Genomic DNA, 21,150 nt, shown 5'->3' with positions numbered 1-21,150 from the left:
GGCCAAAGGGCCGATCGCTCTCGGCAACCGCTTCGGATCTCATGGGCGCTTCGGATTTCATCGGCGCGAGGCCGGCGGTCGGCGCCCCGGCAGCTTTCACGGAGGCGACCGGCGCGCTCGGGCGCGGCACCGAACTTGTCGTCTCGTTCGACGGTATCTGCAGGGCATCGACGCCCGCCGTCGACGAACAGCCGGCGAGCCAAAGCGATGCGAGCGAGAAAATGACGACGCCTGGTAACCGCATCTGGACCTGTACGCAAAACACAACAGACCGAAGGCAGACACACGCCGCCGGACAAACCAGTCCAGAGTCCTAACGAGAAATTACCAACAAAGATTGAATCAAATTTTTACGACGTTTTTACCCTGCCGGGGCAGAGCAGGACCGAATCGACGTTGTTGCCGACACCACGCGTGGCGTTGTGGGGATCAGGCGACGCACCTTACCGGCACAGCCACAGCTTCTGGCAGGTCCTGGCCACCATATGTGCCGGCGGCAGCTGAGGCCCGATGGCAGGCGCTTCCCCGGCCACCGGGCCGCGGACGCGTTCGAGCAATATGCGCACCTGTTCGGGCCGCACGCGGTCACGCTGCATCACGAGTTGGACCATCGGATCGCTCAAGAGCTCGTCCAGTGTGTTGATTCTATCGTCCATCGATCGCCTCCTCGACTGCCGGCCCGCACGCGATAGATAGGCAGGCAATGATGGCCCACCAATGACGCTTTGCCGGCTATCTCGTGGTTCTGGATTAATTTTTTGTGCAGGGAGGAAGACGATCAAGCGGGCGGCGGCTGGCCTTCATAGTGCGGCAGGCCGTCATCGAGCCGCACCCAGGGCTGCTTCGAGGCGGTCCACATATGCATCTGCGGCCTGAACACGGACGGATCGTCGAGCGAGCCTGTGGTGATACCGATGATACCGGCTGAGTCGCGCCGGGAAAACATCGTGGTGCCGCAGGCCGCGCAGAAGCCGCGCTTGAGATCGGGCGAGGAATTCGCCGTCGCCACCGGTCCCTCGACCGTCACATCGTCAATGCGGAACAGGATGCGTGCGTTGAACGCGGCTCCGATCGCCTTCTGGCAGAGCCCGCAGTGACAGACGCGCTCATTGATCGGCGCGGCCTCGGCGCGGTAGCGCACCGCGCCGCACAGGCATCCGCCCTGATATCTCGCCATTGCCCTGATCCATTGCCTGGAAACTCGCGGGCAAGGTAGCGACGGGCATGGCCCGGTCAATTGAAAAACCCTGATGGCTCCATCTATCGCCGTGATGCAACCGCGATCCGTTTTGGCCCAACGACACGGGATTGACAGGATGCCGGCCATTGCGCCTGCTTGGCGAAGGCAGATTGGGAGAGACGCCATGGCGCAGGACATCGAAACGATCGGGATTGCTGATCTGTTCGGACCGCCCTCGCCCGCCCGGGACAGCACCGACGCCAGGATTCTGGCCGCCGCCTCGGGCATCGGCTTCATGGCGATCAAGGATTTTCCCGGAGATGGATGGCTGACGCCCGAAAAGCGGGCGGAGCTGCTGCGCATCTTTGCCCTGCCCGATGGCGAGAAGCAGAAATTGCTGCGATGGAATTTCGACCGCACGAAAAAGAACGTCTATCGCGGCTGGTTCCCGCTGCAGCCCACCGCCGTGTCCTACAAGGAAGGCATCGACATGGGGCCGGACCTTGCGCATGGGCCGGCCGCCGGCGATCCCCAACCGGACGACCCCTTGCGCGAGCCGACGCCCCTGCCCGCCGAGGCGACTTTGCCCGGCTGGCGCGATGCTGCCGCGAGCTATTACCTGGCAATGGAAGCGGTAGGCAACGCGCTGATGCGCTCCATTGCGCGCGGGCTCGGGCTGCCGGAAACGGTCTTCGACGCCGATTTCGAAGGCGGCATCTCGACGCTGCGCCTGATCCGCTATCCCCTGCGCGAGGCGAATGCAGGCATCGACACCAGCGGACCGGATTTCTCGGTGGTCCACAAGGGCGAGACGCGCAGCATCATCGGGCGCGAACATGCAGATTCCGGTTTCGTCACGCTGCTGGCGCAGGACGGCGTCGAGGGATTGCAGGCGAAAAACCTGGCGGGCGAATGGATCGACGTGCCGCCGGCCAACGGCACGCTGGCGGTCAATTTCGGCCAGTTGCTGGAGCGCTGGACAGGTGGTGGGGTCAGGGCGACACGGCACCGGGTGATCGCGCCGAAAACCGCACGCTATTCGATCCCGTTTTTCTACGAGCCGCGCGTCGACGCCGAGATCGCGCCGCTGCCGCTTGCCAGCGCCGAACCCTTCGAGCCGTTTCTCTATGGCGACTATCTCTGGGAACAGGCGACGAATTTCGTCGAGATGAGCGGCATCAAGCATCTGAGAGAGCCGCGCCGCGCCAAGGCTTCCTGAAGAAGATCGGCAGGCGCCACGAAAGTGGCGAAAAACATCGATCTGGACATGGCAATCTCCTGCGGAGACGCGGTTCAGGGCCGCTTGCTTTCGGTTCCGCTTGAAAGGACGGACGGGCAAAGCGCTGGCCGACACGGTTCGCGAAAAAAATTTCACGGACTGGCGATATTGGGTTCGAATGAAGAGCTTAAAGACCGTTTCGAAATTCGCTCCGGCGAGTCATATGGTGGTGGTTTCGAGAACCGGAGCGCAGCGGACATTTTGGTCCGTGAGCACCGGAAGCGCAGAAAACGCCATCAGATGGCCGCCGGAGTAGATTTTCCAAACGGTCTCAGTGGCGCTTGGCCTGGACGAGATACGCGTCGATCTCGGTCTCGCCGAGCCACTTCGCCGCTTCCAGCCGGTGCAAGCCCTCGACAAGGATATGGCGCTTGCCATCATGGCGGACCTGGATGGGCGTCTTCATGCCGTTTTCCAGAATGTCCTCGGCCAGATGCCGGACGGTCTCGGGATGCAGCGTCTTCTTGCGCGCCGTCGGCACATAGATGTCGTCGACCTTGACCTTTTGCACTCGCAGCATGACGTCTCCCGCGGCAGAGATTGCCGCTGCTCCCTGAGATAGTCCGTTTGACGAATGGGGCCAAGAGCGATGCGGCCGAATGCTGGCCCGATCGTTTCCATTTGACGCCCGGCGGGCGGATGGCCGAAATGGCGGATGCCACTCTTGCGGTGTTCATGACCCATCTGCCAACCGAATTTCCCGATTTCGAACTGACGCCGGAGCAACGCCGGCAGGCGGTGCGCACCCACTACTGGGAGCGGCCGGGCATGGATGGCGAGCGCGGCGAGATCTGGTGTTACACAGACCGCTTCTCATACCGCGCGGGCGAAACGGTGGCGCTGCATGTCAGCTCGACGGCCCCAATCTTTGGCATCGCCATTATCCGTGACGGCGGCAGTGAGACCAAGCTGTTCGAGAAAGCCGGCATCGCAGCGCGCTGGCAGGACACGCCGGACCAGTGCTCGGTCGAGGGTTGCGGCTGGGAAGCATCATTCGAATTCCGCATTGGCGACGACTGGCCGTCCGGCGCCTATCGCGTCACGCTGACGGCCGATGGACGCAACGGCCAGCCGATCCACTGCCACCAACTTTTCATCGTCGCTCCGCAGCTCGGCCAAAAGCCCGGCCGCGTGCTGCAAATCGCGGCGACAGGTACATGGCTTGCCTACAACACCTGGGGTGGTTCCAACCATTACGAGGGCATCACCGGCGTAAACCGCGACCAGTATGCGCGCATGGTGTCGACGCAGCGGCCATGGTGCCGCGGCTTCGTCGTGCTGCCCAAGGGCGCGCCGCGCGTGCCGCTCGAGGTTGCTGTGCCGCCCAAGACCGTGCCGCGTTATCCGCATATGGAATGGGCATTCGCCACCGGCCATTCGAAGAAATACGCCTCCTCCGGCTGGGCGAGCTATGACAGCCATTTCTTCCGCTTCGCCGAACGCGCTGGCTATGCCGTCGATCTCGCCAGCCAGCATGAATTGCATTTTTCGCCAGAAATCCTCGATGGCTACGACTGCGTCGCCTTCGTCGGCCATGACGAATACTGGACCTGGGAGATGCGCGACGCGGTCGACGCCTATGTGACACGCGGCGGCCATGCGGCGCGGTTTGCCGGCAATTTCATGTGGCAGACCAGGCTGGAGGACGAGGGCCGCCGGCAGGTCTGCTACAAATACCGCGCCCGCGCCGAGGATCCGGCCTATCGCGGCGGCGATGTCACCCGCGCCACCAATTCCTGGGAAGCGCCGGAGATCGGCCGGCCGGGTTCGGCGACCTTTGGGCTCAATGCGACCAGGGGCGTCTATGCCGGCTGGGGTGGTTGCGCGCCACGCGGCGTGCGCGGCTTTCCGGTCTATCGTCCCGAGCACTGGGCCTTCGCCGGCACCGGCATCTACTATGGCGACCTGCTCGGCGCCGACAGCCATGTCTATGGCTACGAGGTCGACGGGCTCGATTTCGAAATTCGCGGCGGCCTGCCCTACCCGACAGCCACAAGCGGCGCACCAGAAGGCTTGCAGGTGCTCGCCGTCGGCATGGCGAGCCAGGTCGAGGAAAGCGCCGACATCCCGCTCAAGGACCAGTTTCTCGGCGACGAGGATGGCCGTTTCACCGCAGAGACGCTGTTTGGCGAGGCGAGCGATGCCAATCTCGACAGGGTCAAGCGCGGCAACGGCATGATCGCCAATTTCCCGCGCGGCAAGGGCGAGGTTTTCCACGCCGGAAGCTGCGAATGGGTCGCCGGCCTGCTAAGGCAGGATACGATGGTCGAGCGCGTGACGAAAAATGTTCTCGACCGCTATCTCGGAAAGACCTGACATGCCACACCCCCTGCCCGACCCCCGCGTCCAAGAGGCCGAAGGCCGGCCGCCATCGCATCTGTTCTATCTGTCCAGCCTGCGACGGCCGCTGGTCGATCGCGCCGAGGGCATCTACATCTGGACGCAGGACGGCCGCCGCTTCATCGACGGATCGAGCGGGCCGATGGTCGCCAATATCGGCCATTCCAACCGCAATGTGCTCGACGCCATGAAGCGGCAGATGGACCGCGCCACCTTTGCCTACCGCCTGCATTTCGAGAACGAGCCGGCCGAGGAGCTGGCGCGTGAACTGGCCGGCAAACTGCCGGAAGGCATGGACCGGATCTTCTTCGTCTCGGGCGGCTCGGAGGCTACGGAGTCCTGCATCAAGCTGGCCCGGCAATGGGCGGTCGCAACCGGCCAACCCAAGCGCTGGAAGGTGATCACGCGCTTTCCGTCCTATCATGGCGGAACGCTCGGTTCGCTCGCCATCACCGGCGACGATGCCCTGGCCGAAACCTTCACGCCAATGATGCAGGTGATGCCGACCATACCGGCGCCAACTGCCTGGCGCGACCGCGACAATCTCTCGATGGAACAGCGCGGCATCCGTTATGCCGACATGCTGGAGGAAAAGATCCTTTCCGAGGGACCGGAAAGCGTGCTCGCTTTTATCATGGAGCCGGTCGGCGGTGCGGCAACCGCCGCCCTGGTGGCGCCCGACAGCTACTATCCGCGCATCCGTGAGATCTGCGACCGCTACGGCATCCTGCTCATCCATGACGAAGTGATGAGCGGCGCCGGGCGCACCGGCAAATTCCTCGGCGGCGACCACTGGAACTGCAAGCCCGATATCGTCGCGCTGTCGAAGGGGCTGGGTTCTGGCTATGCGCCGCTCGGCGCGCTGGCGGCACCGATGCGGCTGGTCGAACCGCTGCTCGCCTCCGGCGGCTTCCAGCACGGCCACACCTATGCCGGCAATCCGCTGGCTTGTGCCGCCGGGCTTGCCGTGCTCGGCGAGATGGACCGGCTCGACCTGATCGCCAATGCGGCCGCCATGGGCGAGCTGCTGATCAGCGAATTGAAGGCGCTGGCCAGGCACTTCCCGTTCATCGCCGATGTACGCGGAAAGGGCCTGCTTTTGGGCGCCGAGATGGTCGCCGATCCCGATACGCTGCGGCCGATCGCGCCGGGGAAGAAGGCCACGCAACGACTGCTCGACCTCGCCTATGAGCGCGGCCTGATCATCTATGGCAGGCGGGTCAAGGGCGGCGTCGACGGCGACAATTTCATGGTCGCGCCGCCGATGATCGTCACCGCCGAGCAGATCGGCGAAATCGTCGCCATCATCGGCGATTCGTTGCAGGTGCTGGCAAGCGAGCTTGATTTGCCGGTCGAGGGTTGAGTGCGGACCATGGCGTGGATGCCAGCGTCAAAGGACGTTGTTATCCGGCCAGGCCGGGTGGAGGACGTCGAAACGATCCATGCAGCCATCCTGCGGCTTGGCGTGCATATCGGCGCGCCTGAGGAAATCACCTCGACGGCTGAGGATTTGCGCACCTACGGTTTTGGCGAAAAACCTGCCTTCTCCACCCTGATCGCGGAAGTGGGCGGCGAATTCGCCGGCCTTTGCCTGCATTTCCCGATCTTCTCGACCTGGATGGGGCGGCCCGGCGTCTATGTGCAGGACCTCTATGTAGACGACCGTTTTCGCGGCCGCAGGATCGGCGAGCGCCTGCTGCGCCAGGTCGCGCGAGAATGCCGGAAGGACGGCGGCGCCTATCTCCGGCTGTCCGTCGATACCGACAATGAAACCGCCAAGGCTTTTTATGAAAGGCTTGGCATCGCCTGGTCGAGCTACGAGCAGGTGCAGAAGGTCGTCGGCGACGCCTTCTTCGCCTTCGCCGATGCATCGGACGATGGAGAGCGAGAATGAAAACCTTCTATGCCGAGGAGCAGAAACGCCACGACCCCAAGGCTTTCCTCTCAAGTGGCGCACCACAGCCCAACCCTGAAAAACCCGAACGCGTCGAGCGATTGTTGGCTGGAGCCCAGGCCGCCGGCTGCACGATCGAGCGACCGATGGATCATGGGCTAGGCCCGATTGCTGCGGTGCATACGCCCGAATATCTCGATTTCCTCGAGCATATCTTCACGCGCTGGCAACGCATCGAAGGCGCCTCGGCTGAAGTCATCCCCAACATCCACCCGATCGCGCGCGGCGGCTCCTATCCGGCTTCGGCGGTCGGCCAGGCCGGCTACCATATGGCCGACACCGCTTGTCCTATTTCAGGGGAGACATGGCAGAGCGCGCTGTGGAGCGCCTGGAGCGCGGTGGAGGCCGCCGAGGCGGTGATGGCAGGCGCGCAAGCTGCCTATGCGCTCTGCCGCCCGCCCGGCCACCACGCTTTTGCCGATGTCGCCGGCGGCTTCTGCTTCATCAACAATTCGGCGGTGGCGGCGCAGACCTTGCGCAGGCAGGCCGCGCGGGTGGCGATCCTCGATGTCGACCTGCATCATGGCAATGGCACGCAAGGCATTTTCTATGCACGGCCGGACGTGCTCACCGTCTCGCTGCATGCCGACCCGGTGCGCTTCTACCCGTTCTTCTCGGGCTATGCCGACGAGCGCGGCGAAGGTGCTGGCCTCGGCTTTAACCTCAATCTACCGTTACAGCGCAAATCCGGCGATGCGGTGTTTCTCGCAGCGCTTGATGTGGCGTTCCAGCGCATCCGGGCTTTTGCGCCGGAAGCGCTCGTCGTGGCGCTCGGGCTCGATGCCTTCGAAGGCGATCCGTTCGGCGGGCTATCGGTGACGAAGCCAGGCTTCTCGCGCATCGGCGAGGCCATTGCCAGGATCGGCCTGCCGACGGTCATCGTCCAGGAAGGCGGCTATCTCTGCGATGAACTCGGCGACAATCTCACCGCGTTTCTGACCGGGTTCGGCGGCAAGTAGTTTTCGTGCCGCTCAGGATCGCTGTTGCCTCAGCATGGCGATCACGCGATGCACGCTTTCCAGCGTCTCGTCGATTTCGGCCGCCGTGTTGTAATGCGCAATGCCGATGCGCACGACGCCCTCGCCGGCCGGAATGCCGAGCTGATGGACGATCTCCCAGGCATAGTTGTGGCCGGACCACAGGAAGATGTTTTCGGCATTCACCTGCCGCGCGATCGTCTCCGGGTCCACGCCATCGACGGTGAAGGACACCGTCGGCACGCGTTCCCCGAGGCGGGCCGGATCGGTGATGCCGTGAATGGTCAAGCCTGAAATGTCGGACAGACCGTCGATCAGCCGTTGCGCCAACGGATTCTCATAGGCGATAGCTGCCTCGAATGCCCTGGCAATCTTGCGCCGTCGCGACCCGCCCTCGCCCGCCACGGCGCCCAGGTCGGCAAAATAATCGACAGCGGCCGACAGGCCGGCCATCAACTCGATCTGCGGCGTGCCGAGTTCGAACCGCTCCGGCAGAGCATTGGACGAACAGCGGCATTTGTACGGTTTCAGCGCATCGATGACCGGGCGGCGCCCCCATAGAATGCCCATGTGCGGGCCGAAGAACTTGTAGGCCGAGCAGATCAGGAAATCGCAGCCGAGGTCCTGCACGTCGATCAGGCCGTGCGGCGCGAACTGCACGGCATCGACATAGACCAGGGCGCCGGCGCTCTTGGCGATGCCAGTCAGCGCCTTCACGCGGTTGATCGAGCCGGTGAGGTTGCTGGCGTAGTTCAGCGCCAAAAGTCGCGTCTTTTCCGAAAGCAGCGATTGCAAGGTGGCCTCCTCGACCTGCCAACTCTGCTCATCGAAAGGCAGCCAGCGCACGACGAGGCCAAGGTCTTCGGCCAGTTGCAGCCAGGGCGAGACGTTGCCCTCATGGTCCATGCGGGTGAGGATGATCTCGTCGCCCGGTTTCATCGTGCGGCCGAGCGTGCGCGACATGTGGTAGGTCAGCGTCGTCATGTTGGCGCCGATGATGATTTCCTCAGGGCTCGCGGCCCCGAGGAAATCGGCCATTGCCTCATGGGCGTCGTCGACAACCTCTTGCGCCGCCACGGTCGTTTCGAAAAAGCCACCGAGATTGGCGTTGGTGGTCAAAAGGCAGCGCGCCACCGCATCGGCAACTGTCCGCGGCACCTGCGTGCCGGCCGGATTGTCGAGATAGATGCGGCGGCGGCCCTTGTCGGTCAGGGACAGCGCCGGAAATCGTTCCCTCACGGCCTCGATCGGAAAATTCATTTCTGTCCCCTCCCGATTGTTATTGCTGGATAATCTCGCCCCGCTACATCAGGGACATGGGTTGCCGACGCGCTGGTGGATGGCATCGACCGCCTTCTGCATCTCCTCGGTCCAAGTCACGTCGACTGACGACAGCGCCATTTCGAGCTGCCAGATGGCGGTCGCGCCGATGATGTTCGAGGTGACGAAGGGCCGACTCGCTACAAAGGCATTGGCGAACAGCGCCGGCTCCATGCCAAAGGAGCGCGCCAACTCGTTGTATTCGAGCAGCACGGCCGCGGCATTCGGCGTCTCATAGCGCTGGCCGCGGTTGAAGAGCTGCGAGCGCGAGCCCTGCGGCCGTGCCCCATGGTCGTATTTGCCGGTCAAATAGCCTTGCGCCAGCGGCGAATACGGAAGCAGCGAAACCTGCTCGCGCTCGCAGACTTCGGCGAGATTCACCTCGAAGCCGCGGTTGACGAGATTGTAGGCATTTTGCAGCGAGACGACGCGCGGCCCGACGCCTTTGTCAGCCTCGGCGATGAAGCGCATGACGCCCCAGGAACTCTCGTTCGACAGGCCGAGATGGCGGATCTTTCCTGCCTTCACCAGTTCGTCGAAGACGGCGAGCGTCTCGGCGATCGGCGTTTCGTCGGCCGGCGTGCCAACAGCGTCGGCCCGCCGTGGCACGGCGCCGATGCGGTTCGGGTTGGCGCCCCAGGGTATATCGCGTTCCGGCCAATGGATCTGGTAAAGATCTATATAGTCGGTATCGAGCTTGGCCAGCGACTTTTCGATGGCGTCGAAAATGTCGGCACGCACCAGCTTCGACGGGCGGTCGCCGCGAAACCATGCATTGGCGGTGCGGCCGACCACTTTCGAGGCCAGGATCACTTGGTCGCGGTTGCCTCTGGCCTTCATCCAGCTGCCGATGATCTTCTCGGTCCGGCCTTGCGTCTCGGCCTTGGGCGGGATCGGATAGAGCTCGGCAGTATCGATGAAATTGACGCCGCGCGAAAAGGCCAGGTCCATCTGGGCGTGGCCATCAGCCTCGGTGTTCTGCTGGCCCCAGGTCATCGACCCAAGACATATCTGGGAAACAAGAAGATCGGTCCGACCGAGGCGGCGTTTGTCCATGGAATTTTTCTCCGGCGGGAAATTTGCGCGGCTGCGCGGGGATGAAGCCGCAACATACAGGAAGGCACCGCTCGTCTCCAAGCCCGGCCGCCATTGATCTCGTTGCGCTGATACAAAAAGCCGGACTGCATTTTCGTGCAGTCCGGAAGTTCGCCAGGAATGGCGAGGAAAACCGGCCCTAAGCCGGCACTATACGTACGTTCGACCGCGCCAGAAGTTTCAACGGACACGTCGATTGTGATCAAAAAAATCGATGCGGCATGGCTGCCATGCAAATGCTGCACTGCACAATTGTCATGATTTGCCTATATTGAGGGCCGTGGAGGATCAACAAGGGGCCGTGATTCATGGGGTTCTTCACTGAAATGTTCGCCCGGCCGCGTCCGCAGGAGCATCTGCGCTATCGCGCGGCACTTGCCCTGCTGAACGCGATGAGCAATGCCGACCGCGCCGACATCGGCGTCAAGCCGGCCGACTTCCCGCGCATCGCCCGCGAGATGTCCCTGCGCTGAATATCTGGTAGCTTCAGGTTTCCCGGCGGGACCGGGAAACCCAAAAGTCTCAGCGTGATCCCAAAAAGATCGCCTTGCTCAGCGGCACGCCATTGTGGCGTAGAATGTCGTAGGCGGTGGTCACATGGAAATAGAAGTTGGGCATGGCCAGATGCAGCAGATATTGCAGGCCGGCCATCGAGATTTCGCGCTGGCCAAGCTTCAGTTCGATCGTCTTGTCATCCGAGCCTTCGAAATCGGCAGCCGAGAACGTCGCTAAAAGATCCAGGGTCTTGGCAATGCGCGCCTGCAAATCGGCAAAGCTCGCCTCATTGTCCTCGTATTTCGGTACTTCGCGGCCTGCAAGCCGTGACGGCGCGCCCTTGGCGTGGTCGGTGGCAATTTGCACCTGCCTGGTCAAGGCGAACATGTCGGGCGCAAGCCTCGAGGTCAAAAACACCTGCGGATCGATCTTGCGGTCATGTGCATTCTGTTCGGCCGCCGACAGTATGTCGGACAATGCTTTCAACCTGGCCGTAAACACCGGCACGGATGCTTCGTACATCGATATGGTCACGTGAGTTTCTCCTGTCCAGCCCGAACGCCGGCGGCGGGGACGTAGCGCCTTCTCTGGTGATTCTTCAAGCGTCACCGCGCCGCCGCAATCGTTATGATAGAATTTCTCATCAGGTGGAGATTCCCGATGAGAAGCGCCTTTGTTGCAGCAACCGCTTTCTTCTCCCTTGCCGTAGCGGGCCAGCCAGTGCTCGCCGCCGAAGCGCCCTATATCGACGACCGGTCCACCGCCGAAGCGGTCGTCCGCTCGCTCTACAGCGCCATCAGCCGGCATGAATTCGCGCGCGCCTGGGGTTATTTCGGCGACACCAAGCCGGCCAAGGATTTCGACACATTCGTCAAGGGGTATGACGGCACCGACAAGGTCGAGGTCCAGACCGGCGCCGTCTCCGACGAAGGCGCGGCCGGCAGCATATTCTACAATGTTCCCGTTGCCATCCGCGCGACCGACAAGGATGGCAAGCAGACGGTCTTCGCCGGCTGCTACACGCTGCGCCAGGTCAATGCTTCGATCCAGGAACCGCCGTTCACCCCGATCTTCATCGACAAGGGGGCGCTGAAGCTGGCGAGCGCCGATTTCGAGGACGCCGTGCCAGCGAGCTGCGGCGACGGCCCGCCGCCGCCGAAAAAGGACGCGGCGCTGGAGCAAGCCAAGAAGGCCTTCGCCGCCACCTATGGCGACCAGTGCGACAAGGAAACGCCGGAGGGCAAGCCAGTGGGCGAGCCGGCGACCCATACCCTCCACTACAAGGATGCGACTGCTGCCGCCGACGAACCCGAGCGCGAGACGCGGCTGTTCCGCTTCTTCTGCTCGATGGCGGCCTACAATGAGAGTGCCGTCTACTACATCTCCGACGATGTGTCGGGTGTGCGGCAGTTGCAGTTCGCTTCGCCGGAACTCGATATCCGTTATGAGAACAACAACAGCGAAGGCAAGGTCGAGGCGATCAACATCATCGGCTTCCAGACCGACGACCAGCTGGTCAACTCCGATTATGACGAAGCCACCAAGACGATCTCGTCCATGAACAAATGGCGCGGCGTCGGCGACGCCTCGTCGGCCGGCACCTATCTGTTTCGCAACGGCAATTTCTCGCTGGTCCAATACGATGTCGACGCGTCCTATGACGGCGAGATCAACCCGCAGACCGTGCTCGACTACAACACCCCACCTTGAGGCTTTAAGGCGCCTTCGACAGCATCCAGTTGAGTGTGCCGCGCCAGTCGGCCATGCGGATCGGCGTGCCGTGGGTGCCGGTCTCGAAGCGGACAAAGCGGGTCGGGTAGCCCTTCGATTTGGCCAGGATCGAACGGAAAAACGCCTCCTGGTTTGCAATCGGGAAGACCGGATCCTTGCTGCCCTGGCCGAAGAAGACCGGCACGCGGCGCTTGTAGGCAGGGCTTGCGAAAAAGCTTTCGTCCCACAGCGAACCGAGCAGCAGTAGCCCGTCGATGCGAGCGCCAGTGTCCTTGCGGGCAGCCAGCTTCCAGCACAGCGCGCCGCCCATCGAACCGCAGGCAACGAAGATCTTCGCGCCCGGCGACTGTTCGGCGTAGTGGTCGACCAGCGCGGCGACCTGCGCTGCGCCGGTGTCGCCGAAATCGGAAAAATCCGGGCTGAGATAGAGGCCGCCATTGCCGGCCATCAGGTTCTTGATGCGGTTGAAATTGCCGCCGAAGGTGAAGTCGTCGACGCCTTGCTTCCGGCTGCCGCCTTGGCCGTGCAAATAGAGCACGATGATGCCGGCGCCTTCAGTCTTGCCGACGGCGACATGGCGAACATCGCCAGCGTCGGTCTTCAGCAACAGATCCTTTTGCACCTTGCGCACGCCGGTATCGACATATTGAGCATGCACCCGGCGCTCCGGCACTTCGTCGCGAGCGTTGATATCGCGCAACTCACGATAGTCGATGACCGTATAGGCGCCGTTGTTTGCGGATGAGAGCGTGGCCGGATAGGCGAAGAGATCGTCTTTGAAGGGTTTTAGCTCGAGAGCGTCAGCAAAAGAGGCAAAAGAAAACAGGAGAAAAAACGAAATCAGAATGGCGCAGGCCAGAGGGAGGTAAGAGCGCTGACTTGGGCGGAATGGGGTTGGAAGCCATGCCCCAGCCATGCGAAATTCGGCTTTGGTTTGTCAATCCTGCAGCACGCCGCCGGCGCCCTCCAGCGCCTCTGGGGTGTCGACATCGACGGCCGCGCCCTCGCCGATCTCGATATCGATGACATCGAGGCCTTCGGCTTCGACCAGATGGCGCGCGCCGGTATCGCCTTCCAGATGCGCGATCGCTGGAAACAGTGAGCGCGGCAGCAGCACCGGGTTGCCGCGCTTTCCCTGGTGCGAGGCGCGCACGACTGCCCTGCTCCCGGATTTGCGGAATGCCTCGATAAGCCGGTCGAGATCGCTCGAAGAGATGCCCGGCATGTCACCAAGAACGATCAGGGCGCCGGCGGCGTCATCGCTGACCCGCGCGATGCCGGCCTTCAGCGAGGAAGACAGGCCCTCGGCGAAATCCGGGTTATCTGCGAAGGTCACGTCGAGCCCCGAAAGTGCCGTCCGCACCCGCTCGCGCTGATGCCCGGTGATGACGATCGTGCCTGAGGCTTTCGACGCCAGCGCGCGTTCGGCAGCGCGGCGCACCAGCGGCTTGCCATCGAACAGCGCCAGCAGTTTGTTCGGGCCGCCCATGCGGCTGGAGCGGCCGGCGGCCAGAAGCACCACATCGATCCTTGGCTCGGATCTTGCTGGCCGTGGGGCCGGCAGCGGCTCGCGTGGCTGCGGCCGTGTCGGGATTTCCATCAGCAGCCCGCCAACGCCCATGCCGGCAATGTCCTTCGCCGTCACATCGAGCCCGGCAATCAGCCTGTCGAGAACCCAGTCGAAGCCGTTCTCCTTGGGACTGCGGGCGCAGCCGGGCGCGCCGATCACGTGCTTGCCGTCAAGCGTGCCGAGCACCAACAGGTTGCCTGGATCGACCGGCATGCCGGCACGGATGACGACGCCGCCGGCCTTCTCGATCGCGGCTGGAACAACATCGCCGAAATCGCACATTGCGGAGGCGCCGAAGATCACCACCATGTCGTTGTCGCGCGCCAGCGAGATCGCGGCTTCCGCCACCGCCGCGACTTCGTGCGGCGTGCGACGCTCCGCCGTCAGCCGGGCTGCTGAACGCGCCAGCCTTGCTTCGGTCACCCGCAACGTCTTGTCGAGCACGCTCGGCTTGATGCCGGGTAGCACCGTCTGGATGACGCCGACGCGCACCGGCTGGTAGGCATTGACGGCAAATATCTCGCCGCCATCGCAGATTTTTGCCACGGCATCGACCAGGACAGAGGCAACGGCAAAGGGAATGATCTTTACCGTCGCGACCATCTGTCCCTTCTCGACCGACGCATGCTTTGCCAGCGTGGCGATGGTGATGGTCGGGTCGACGGCGTTGATGGCGTCGATCATCGCCGCGTCGACGGTGAAGATGCCCGCGGCCTTGGCGCAAAGGTTGACCCTCCCGGTCGCGGCAGGCTTCGCCTCGATGTTGCGATGGACCATGCCTTGCGCGATTTTTTCGGCCGCTGCGTCCTCGCCGAGATCGTCTGGCGTCAGGACAGCGGCGACTATCTGGGTTATCCCAGCCGCCTTCAGCACCGACAGATCATCGGCGCTCAGCCGGTGCGCCTTGCGCAAACGCCGCTCGCCGGCCGTGGTGGCGTGCGCCAGCACCGCACCTTCGGCCTGATCGATCGGAACCGGGCCAAATTTCACGCCGCCGCGCCCGTAGAGCGCCACGCGTCCTTTTGGACGCGCAAAGGACGCTCTACTACTTTGAATCTACGCATCGTGCTTCTCCAAAATCGACTCCGATTTCGGAGCCGATGCGTTGCTTTCCAGGCCGCGCGAGCGGAAGGCGTGGATTGCCTGCGCCAGGACCGCGACGGCGATCTCGGCCGGGCTTGCGGCGCCAATATCGAGACCGATCGGCGCATGGATGCGGGCGATCTGATCGGCTGTGGCGCCCAAGGCCAGCAAGCGCTCAGCGCGCTTGGCGTGTGTCTTGCGGCTGCCGAGCGCACCGACATAGAAGCAGTTGGCGTCGAGCGCCGCCTTCAGCGCGAAATCGTCGATCTTGGGATCATGGGTGACGGCGGCGAGCGCCGTGTAGCCATCCAGCGGCTGGCGCGAAAGCACATCCTGCGGCCATTCGGCATGCAGCGCGACATCGGGAAAACGGTCGGGCGTGGCGAAGGCGGTGCGCGGATCGACGATCTCGACGGGGTAGCCGGCGATTTTCGCCATTGGCGCCAGCGCCTGGCTGATATGGACGGCGCCGATCACCACCAGGCGCGGCTGCGGCAGATGGGCGTTGAGGAAGAAGGTGCGCCCTTCGGCCTCGACCGAACCCGAATTGCCCGTGCGAAACGCCTTGGCAATCGCCGCACCAAGATCGCCGGCGACCTGATCGCCTTCGCGCACGATGCGGTCGCGGCCGTCACCAAGATCGGTGACCAGGATCGCCGCGCGGCGGGCGCGGCGTTCAGCGTTGAGTGTCTTCAGCGCATAGGGATCCATTCGAAATCAGCCCAATCTTTCGACATAGACTTTTATTCGGCCACCGCAGGACAGGCCGACCTGCCAGGCGGTCTCGTCGGCAACGCCGAACTCCAGCATTTTCGCCTTGCCCGAACCGATGACGTCGGCCGCCTCGGTCACCACCGCACCCTCGACGCAGCCGCCCGAGACCGAGCCGTGGAAATTGCCGTCGGCGTCGATGACCAGATGACTGCCGGCAGGCCGCGGCGCCGAACCCCAGGTTTCGACCACGGTTGCGATGGCGACATCCTTGCCGTCCTTCATCCAGCCTTCCGCGATAATCAGGGGATCGCGGGCTTCATCGAGATAGATGCTGTTTTCCATGATCGCTTCTCTCAGAGTCTGTTTTTCCCGGGGAGGCATCTGTTTCCCTCGATATGGTTACGCGGCGCGCCTCTCGCCAGCTTGCAGCCATCGGCGCGGATCGACCGACAGTGCCGATTTCTTGTCCAGGGAGGCGCAGAGATCGGCCAGCGCTTCGAGATTGTGCACCGGGCGGAACTCGTCGACATGCGGCAGCATCGCCTTGACGCCGCGAGCGCGGGGCTCGAAGCCGTCGAAGCGCAGCAGCGGGTTCAGCCAGATCAGCCGCCGGCAGGATTTGTGAAGGCGCTCCATCTCCTCCGACAGGCCGGCGACGTCGTCGCGCTCGAGCCCATCGGTGATCAGAAGCACCACCGCGCCCTGTCCCAATACGCGTCGCGACCACAGAAGGTTGAACTCGGAGAGCGCGTCGCCGATGCGCGTGCCGCCCGACCAGTCCTTCACCGCCGCCGAGCAATCGGCAAGCGCGGCGTCGGGGTCGCGATGGCGCATCTGGCGCGTCAAATTGGTGAGCCTGGTGCCGAAGACGAAGGCATGGACGCGCTGGCGCTTTTCCGTCAGCGCATGCAGGAAATGCAGGAAGATGCGCGTATATTGGCTCATCGAGCCGGAAATGTCGGCAAGCACCACCAGCGGCGGGTGAACCTCTCGGGCCGAGCGGAATTTCGGCAGGATCAATTCGCCGCCGGTGCGCGCGGCCGAGCGCATCATGGCACGCGGATCGATGCGGCGGCCATGCGCATCGGCCTTGAAGCGCCGTGTCCTGACCATGTCGAAGGGCAGCTGCAACCGAGCAATCGCCTTCTTGGCCTCGGCCATCTCAGCAGCGTTCATCTGAGCAAAATCCTTGCCCCGCAGTACCTCGTTGCCGGAGAAGGTGAAGCGGGCGTCGACCTCGATTTCGGGAATTTCCTTTGGCGGCTGGCTCTTGCCGTGGCCCTCGAACATCGCCTGGCTGACGCGGTTTTCGGCTGCGCGGGGTTTTTGCTTCTCCTTGTTGTCGGGCGCCACCGGCGAAAACATCGCCAGCATCTTTTCGATCAGCTCGTGCGACTTCCAGAACAGACGGAAGGCCTCGTCGAAGGTGGGATGGTCCTCGTGCCGCGACACCAGCACGGCGTGCAGCGTCCAATAGAAATCGTCGCGGGAACCGATGCCGGCAGCCAGCACCGCCTCGATCGCATCCTTTACCGAGGCCGGCCCGACCCGCATGCCCGCCTTGCGCAAGGTGCGGGCGAAATAGACGATGTTGTCGGCGATGCGCCCGTCCGCTGTCGCCTCTTTCGGTTCGGGACGCGGCGCCATGCCCTACTCCGCCGCCGAAAGCTCGGCTTTCACCTCGTCGAGGATGCGCCGGCTTTCGCCTTGTCCGATGCGGGCAATGTCGTCCTGGTATTTCAACAGCACGCCGATCGTGTCGGAAACGGTTTCCGGATCGAGCGCCACCTTGTCGAGTTCGGTCAGTGCGCCGGCCCAGTCGATGGTTTCGGCGACGCCAGGCACCTTGAACAGCTCGATCTGGCGCAGCTTCTGGATGAACGAAACCACTTCCGCCGAGAGCCGACGGTTGGCCTGCGGCACTTTCCTGCGCACGATCTCCAGCTCGCGTTCGGCATTGGGATAGTCGACCCAGTGATAGAGGCAGCGCCGCTTCAGCGCGTCGTGGATCTCGCGGGTGCGGTTGGTGGTGATGAGGACGATTGGCGGCTCTTCCGCCTTGATCGTTCCGAGCTCGGGCACCGTGACCTGGAAGTCCGACAGGATTTCGAGCAGGAACGCTTCGAAGGCTTCGTCGGTGCGGTCGAGCTCATCGATCAGGAATACCGGGGCGGCGCCGGCCTTGCCGGTCAGCGCATCGAGCACCGGGCGGCGGATCAGGTATTTTTCGGAGAAGACATTGCGCTCCATATCGGAGCGGTCAACCTTGCCAGCCGCCTCCTCCATGCGGATTTCGATCATCTGGGCGGCGTAGTTCCACTCATAGACGGCAGAAGAGACATCGAGGCCTTCATAGCATTGCAGGCGGATCAGCCGGCGGCCGAGCGCCTGCGCCAGCACCTTGGCGATCTCGGTCTTGCCGACGCCAGCCTCGCCCTCAAGGAAGAGCGGCCGCTGCATGCGCAGCGAGAGAAACAACACGGTCGCCAGCGACCGGTCCGCCACATAGTCCACACCGGTCAGCAGAGCGAGCGTCTCGTCGATCGTCCGCGGCGCCGGGCGCGGTTTCAACTCGGTCATTCTCTCTCCGTGGGTACAACCATGGCGCTACAAGGCGTGGTAGCCGCGATCGTGATAGATCAGCGGCCGCAAATTATCGCCGATGCGCAGGCCTGTCACCTTGCCAAAAAGCACACGATGGGTGGCGAGATCCTTGGTGTCGATCAACTCGCAGTCGAACACGGCCAGCGCACCCTTCAGTGTCGGTGCGCCGGTCGAGATGACATCCCATTCGCCCAGCGCAAAGCGCTCTGCAGCCGGCAGGCCGGTGAGACCGGAAAAGCCAACCGACAGCGCCTCCTGATGCGAAGCCAGCGTGTTCAAGGCGAATTTGCCGTTCTTCACGAACGGCTCGTTCTTGGGATTTTCGCGGTTGAGGCAGACCAGAATGGTCGGCGGCGTGTCCGACACCGAACAGGCCGCGATGACGGTCGCGCCGCGCTTGCCACCGGGACCATCGGTGGTCACCACATGGACGTGGCCGGCAAAATGGCTCATCGCGTCGCGATAGGCCTGCGGCCCAATGTCGTTCTTCTTCAGCACCGATGATTTTCCCTTGGAACCCAACCGTTATATATGGCCACATAGTGCCTGCCACAAGCGAAGTGCTTGACTTGCATCCTGAAATTCGCGTGTTGCACCGGGGTTAGGCAGCCTTTAGGTCTTTGTCGGGCATAGTGCCGGGAAACGCTTGGCCGGCACGGAGGAATTCTTCGCACGCATGCGATTCGGGACAACGACAATAGCGCTGCTGGCCTGGCTGTCGCTCTGCGGCACTGCGGGCGCCGAGACGCTGCTCGTCGGTGTCGCGGCGCCGCTGTCCGGACCGTCGGCGATCCTCGGCAAGCAGGTCGAGGCGGGCGCCGGCCTGGCGGCAGAAGCGAGCGGCGCCGAGCTCAAGACGGTCGATGACGCCTGTACGGCCGATGGCGGCGCCGCCGCAGCGAGGGAATTCGCGGCGGCGAAGGTCCGCGTGGTCGTGGGCTTTCTCTGCACCGACGCGATCGAGGCGGCGCTGCCCATCCTGAAGGACGCCAACATCCCTGTCATCACCGTCGGCGTGCGCACCGAAAGCCTGACCGACCGGCGCGCCAAGACCGGCTGGCCGGTGTTTCGCCTCGGACCGCGCGGCGACGACGAGCGCAACGCCGTCGCCACCATCCTCACGCGGCTCTGGCAGAACGAGCTGTTCGCCATCATCGACGACGGCACGATCTACGGCCGCGAGATCGCCGAGACGTTTCGCGCAGCAGCCGAGCAGGCGGCGCTGAAACCGGTGTTCGTCGACACGTTCCGGCCACAGCTCGACAACCAGATCGGCCTGGTCGGACGGCTGAAGAAAGCCGGCGCGACGCACATCTTTGCCGGCGGCGACGGCGACGACATCGCCATCATGGGCCGCGACGCCGGCCAGCTCGATGCCGGGATGACTTTTGCCGGTGGCGAAACGCTGCGCACGCCGCCCGGCGACGTGGCCTATGCCACCGGCACGCTGATGATCGCGCAGCCCGAATGGTCCGACGCCGCCGACCCCAAGGTGCTGGAGGCGTTTGCCGCACGAGGGATCGCGCCGGAAGGCTACGCGCTGCCGGCCTATGCGGCGATGGAGACCGCCAAGGCGGCCGCGGACCTGGCGGCAACTTCCGGCGGGCCGCTTGCCGAAGCGCTTAACGCGCACGATTTCACCACCGTGATCGGACCGGTCCGTTTTGATGAAAAGGGCGATCTCAGCCAGAATCCCTACCGCGCCTTTCGTTTCGATGGCGCGCGTTTCGTGCCTTTCGAGGTGAAGTGATGTTTCGCACGGGACCGCGCAATCTGATCACCGATGTCGCCGGCCTGCGCGTCGGCAACGCTTCCGACGCCACGCTGAAGTCAGGCGTGACTGCCGTGCTTTGCGATGAACCGGCGGTGGCTGGTGTCCAGGTGCTGGGCGGCGCGCCGGGCACGCGCGAAACAGACCTGCTGGAACCGCATAATTCCATCGAAACGATCCATGCCGTCGTGCTTTCCGGTGGCTCCGCCTTCGGCCTCGACGCCGCGTCGGGCGTGCAGGCGGCCTTGCGCGAGAGGAATATCGGCGTCGAGGTCGGCGGCTTTCGCGTGCCGATCGTGCCGGCGGCGATCCTGTTCGACCTGCGCAACGGCGGCGACAAGGATTGGGGCCTCTATCCGCCTTACCGGGACCTAGGCTACGAGGCCTCGCAGGCAGCGGGCATCGACTTCCCACTCGGTACGGTCGGCGCCGGCACCGGCGCGCTGAGTGCAGGCCTAAAGGGCGGCCTCGGCTCGGCCTCGACGGTGCTCGACAGCGGCGTCACCATCGGCGCGCTGGCCGCCGTCAACCCGACCGGCTCGGTGACGGTTGGTCGCGGCAAGCACTTCTGGGCGGCACCGTTCGAAATCGGCGACGAGTTTGGCGGGCTCGGCTATCCCTCGCCAATGCCGGCCGATGCGAGACGGATCCTGCTGAAATTCCGCGACAAGACCATAGAGCCCGGCGGCAACACCACCATAGCCGTCATCGCCACCGATGCCGTTCTCACCAAGGCCGCCGCGAAACGCCTTGCCATAGCAGCGCATGACGGCTTCGTGCGCGCCACTTGGCCGACGCACACGCCCGCCGACGGCGATCTGGTGTTCGCGCTGGCGACGGGCAAGAGCGGCATCGCGCTAGCGCCCAACGATGCGATCGACCTCTACGCCGCAGCCGGCGCCACCATGGCGCGCGCCATCAGCCGCGGCGTCTTTGCCGCGACGCCGGCCAACAACGATCTCTTTCCGGTCTGGTCGTCGCGCTGAATACGCGACACCGTGTGATCGCTGAAAGCAACACTGGGATCGCTGAATACG

General features: G+C 63.7%; 22 protein-coding genes and 1 pseudogene. 9 read left to right on the top strand and 14 right to left on the bottom strand.

From position 1 onward, the window contains the following. The 3 genes and pseudogenes from CN311_RS33885 to CN311_RS18735 all read right to left on the bottom strand — a co-directional run. Positions 1-244, bottom strand: a pseudogene (locus CN311_RS33885) (glycoside hydrolase family 25 protein); the annotation flags it as partial. 199 nt (positions 245-443) lie between these two features. Continuing rightward, positions 444-656 carry a hypothetical protein gene (locus CN311_RS18740; RefSeq protein WP_097575224.1) on the bottom strand — a complete coding sequence of 71 codons (213 nt, stop codon included), beginning with the start codon at positions 654-656 and terminating at the stop codon, positions 444-446. Positions 657-778: 122 nt separating this feature from the next. Beyond that, a complete protein-coding gene (locus CN311_RS18735; protein WP_097575223.1) occupies positions 779-1,177 on the bottom strand; it encodes a GFA family protein in 399 nt (132 codons plus the stop codon). A 187-nt stretch (positions 1,178-1,364) separates the two neighbouring features. Between CN311_RS18735 and CN311_RS18730 the strand changes: the two genes are divergently transcribed. After that, positions 1,365-2,399, top strand: coding sequence for an isopenicillin N synthase family dioxygenase (locus CN311_RS18730; protein WP_097575222.1), 1,035 nt, complete (start codon positions 1,365-1,367; stop codon positions 2,397-2,399). 331 nt (positions 2,400-2,730) lie between these two features. Here the strand turns inward: CN311_RS18730 and CN311_RS18725 are convergent, their stop codons facing one another. Beyond that, entirely contained in the window at positions 2,731-2,979 is a 249-nt protein-coding gene (locus tag CN311_RS18725) for a ParB N-terminal domain-containing protein (RefSeq protein ID WP_008875526.1), read from the bottom strand. A 155-nt stretch (positions 2,980-3,134) separates the two neighbouring features. On the opposite strand from CN311_RS18725, the gene CN311_RS18720 reads away from it, so the two are divergent. Genes CN311_RS18720 through CN311_RS18705 form a run of 4 tightly spaced genes read left to right on the top strand, consistent with a single transcriptional unit; the run spans position 3,135 to position 7,712 of the window. Continuing rightward, positions 3,135-4,775 (top strand): N,N-dimethylformamidase beta subunit family domain-containing protein, encoded by a 1,641-nt coding sequence (locus CN311_RS18720; RefSeq protein ID WP_097575229.1) that lies wholly within the window; start codon positions 3,135-3,137, stop codon positions 4,773-4,775. 1 nt (position 4,776) lies between these two features. Next, complete coding sequence (locus CN311_RS18715) at positions 4,777-6,162, top strand: aminotransferase family protein (protein WP_097575221.1); 1,386 nt, start codon at positions 4,777-4,779, stop codon at positions 6,160-6,162. Positions 6,163-6,180: 18 nt separating this feature from the next. Then, on the top strand, positions 6,181-6,693 hold the full coding sequence (locus CN311_RS18710; protein ID WP_097575220.1) for a GNAT family N-acetyltransferase: 513 nt from the start codon (positions 6,181-6,183) through the stop codon (positions 6,691-6,693). After that, positions 6,690-7,712, top strand: a complete 1,023-nt coding sequence (locus tag CN311_RS18705; protein WP_097575219.1) for a histone deacetylase family protein — start codon at positions 6,690-6,692, stop codon at positions 7,710-7,712. Before CN311_RS18710 ends, CN311_RS18705 begins: the two co-directional genes overlap by 4 nt. Positions 7,713-7,724: 12 nt before the next feature. Here the strand turns inward: CN311_RS18705 and CN311_RS18700 are convergent, their stop codons facing one another. Together CN311_RS18700 and CN311_RS18695 are read right to left on the bottom strand one after the other, a co-directional pair. Further along, positions 7,725-8,990 (bottom strand): cysteine desulfurase-like protein, encoded by a 1,266-nt coding sequence (locus CN311_RS18700; RefSeq protein ID WP_097575218.1) that lies wholly within the window; start codon positions 8,988-8,990, stop codon positions 7,725-7,727. 48 nt (positions 8,991-9,038) lie between these two features. Further along, entirely contained in the window at positions 9,039-10,106 is a 1,068-nt protein-coding gene (locus CN311_RS18695; RefSeq protein WP_097575217.1) for an aldo/keto reductase, read from the bottom strand. 347 nt (positions 10,107-10,453) lie between these two features. Between CN311_RS18695 and CN311_RS18690 the strand changes: the two genes are divergently transcribed. Then, positions 10,454-10,618: a DUF1127 domain-containing protein gene (locus CN311_RS18690; RefSeq protein ID WP_097575216.1), complete on the top strand. Its 165-nt coding sequence runs from the start codon at positions 10,454-10,456 to the stop codon at positions 10,616-10,618. 49 nt (positions 10,619-10,667) lie between these two features. Here the strand turns inward: CN311_RS18690 and CN311_RS18685 are convergent, their stop codons facing one another. After that, positions 10,668-11,174, bottom strand: coding sequence for a DUF1993 domain-containing protein (locus CN311_RS18685; RefSeq protein ID WP_097575215.1), 507 nt, complete (start codon positions 11,172-11,174; stop codon positions 10,668-10,670). Positions 11,175-11,300: 126 nt separating this feature from the next. On the opposite strand from CN311_RS18685, the gene CN311_RS18680 reads away from it, so the two are divergent. Next, positions 11,301-12,350 carry a DUF1176 domain-containing protein gene (locus CN311_RS18680; RefSeq protein WP_097575214.1) on the top strand — a complete coding sequence of 350 codons (1,050 nt, stop codon included), beginning with the start codon at positions 11,301-11,303 and terminating at the stop codon, positions 12,348-12,350. Positions 12,351-12,354: 4 nt separating this feature from the next. Here the strand turns inward: CN311_RS18680 and CN311_RS18675 are convergent, their stop codons facing one another. From CN311_RS18675 to CN311_RS18645, 7 genes are all read right to left on the bottom strand, one after another. Next, positions 12,355-13,287, bottom strand: coding sequence for an alpha/beta hydrolase (locus CN311_RS18675; protein ID WP_097575213.1), 933 nt, complete (start codon positions 13,285-13,287; stop codon positions 12,355-12,357). A gap of 21 nt (positions 13,288-13,308) precedes the next feature. Next, on the bottom strand, positions 13,309-14,931 hold the full coding sequence (locus tag CN311_RS18670) for an NTP transferase domain-containing protein (RefSeq protein WP_097575228.1): 1,623 nt from the start codon (positions 14,929-14,931) through the stop codon (positions 13,309-13,311). A gap of 66 nt (positions 14,932-14,997) precedes the next feature. Continuing rightward, on the bottom strand, positions 14,998-15,735 hold the full coding sequence (locus tag CN311_RS18665; RefSeq protein ID WP_097575212.1) for an XdhC family protein: 738 nt from the start codon (positions 15,733-15,735) through the stop codon (positions 14,998-15,000). A gap of 6 nt (positions 15,736-15,741) precedes the next feature. After that, positions 15,742-16,080: an XdhC family protein gene (locus tag CN311_RS18660; protein ID WP_097575211.1), complete on the bottom strand. Its 339-nt coding sequence runs from the start codon at positions 16,078-16,080 to the stop codon at positions 15,742-15,744. Between the two features lie 57 nt (positions 16,081-16,137). Beyond that, on the bottom strand, positions 16,138-17,385 hold the full coding sequence (locus CN311_RS18655) for a vWA domain-containing protein (RefSeq protein ID WP_097575210.1): 1,248 nt from the start codon (positions 17,383-17,385) through the stop codon (positions 16,138-16,140). A 3-nt stretch (positions 17,386-17,388) separates the two neighbouring features. Further along, positions 17,389-18,318: an AAA family ATPase gene (locus CN311_RS18650; protein WP_097575209.1), complete on the bottom strand. Its 930-nt coding sequence runs from the start codon at positions 18,316-18,318 to the stop codon at positions 17,389-17,391. A gap of 27 nt (positions 18,319-18,345) precedes the next feature. After that, entirely contained in the window at positions 18,346-18,840 is a 495-nt protein-coding gene (locus CN311_RS18645) for a flavin reductase (protein WP_097575208.1), read from the bottom strand. A 178-nt stretch (positions 18,841-19,018) separates the two neighbouring features. Here CN311_RS18645 and CN311_RS18640 point away from each other — a divergent pair, with 178 nt between their 5' ends. Further along, positions 19,019-20,092, top strand: coding sequence for a branched-chain amino acid ABC transporter substrate-binding protein (locus CN311_RS18640; protein WP_097575227.1), 1,074 nt, complete (start codon positions 19,019-19,021; stop codon positions 20,090-20,092). Next, positions 20,092-21,099, top strand: coding sequence for a P1 family peptidase (locus tag CN311_RS18635; protein ID WP_097575207.1), 1,008 nt, complete (start codon positions 20,092-20,094; stop codon positions 21,097-21,099). Before CN311_RS18640 ends, CN311_RS18635 begins: the two co-directional genes overlap by 1 nt. Positions 21,100-21,150 lie beyond the last annotated feature (51 nt).

The organism is Mesorhizobium sanjuanii (genome assembly GCF_002529485.1).
In the GTDB taxonomy this organism is placed as follows: Bacteria; Pseudomonadota; Alphaproteobacteria; order Rhizobiales; family Rhizobiaceae; genus Mesorhizobium; species Mesorhizobium sanjuanii.
The sequence above is the reverse complement of the archived record's forward strand: the minus strand, read 5'-3'. Positions and strand labels throughout refer to the sequence as shown.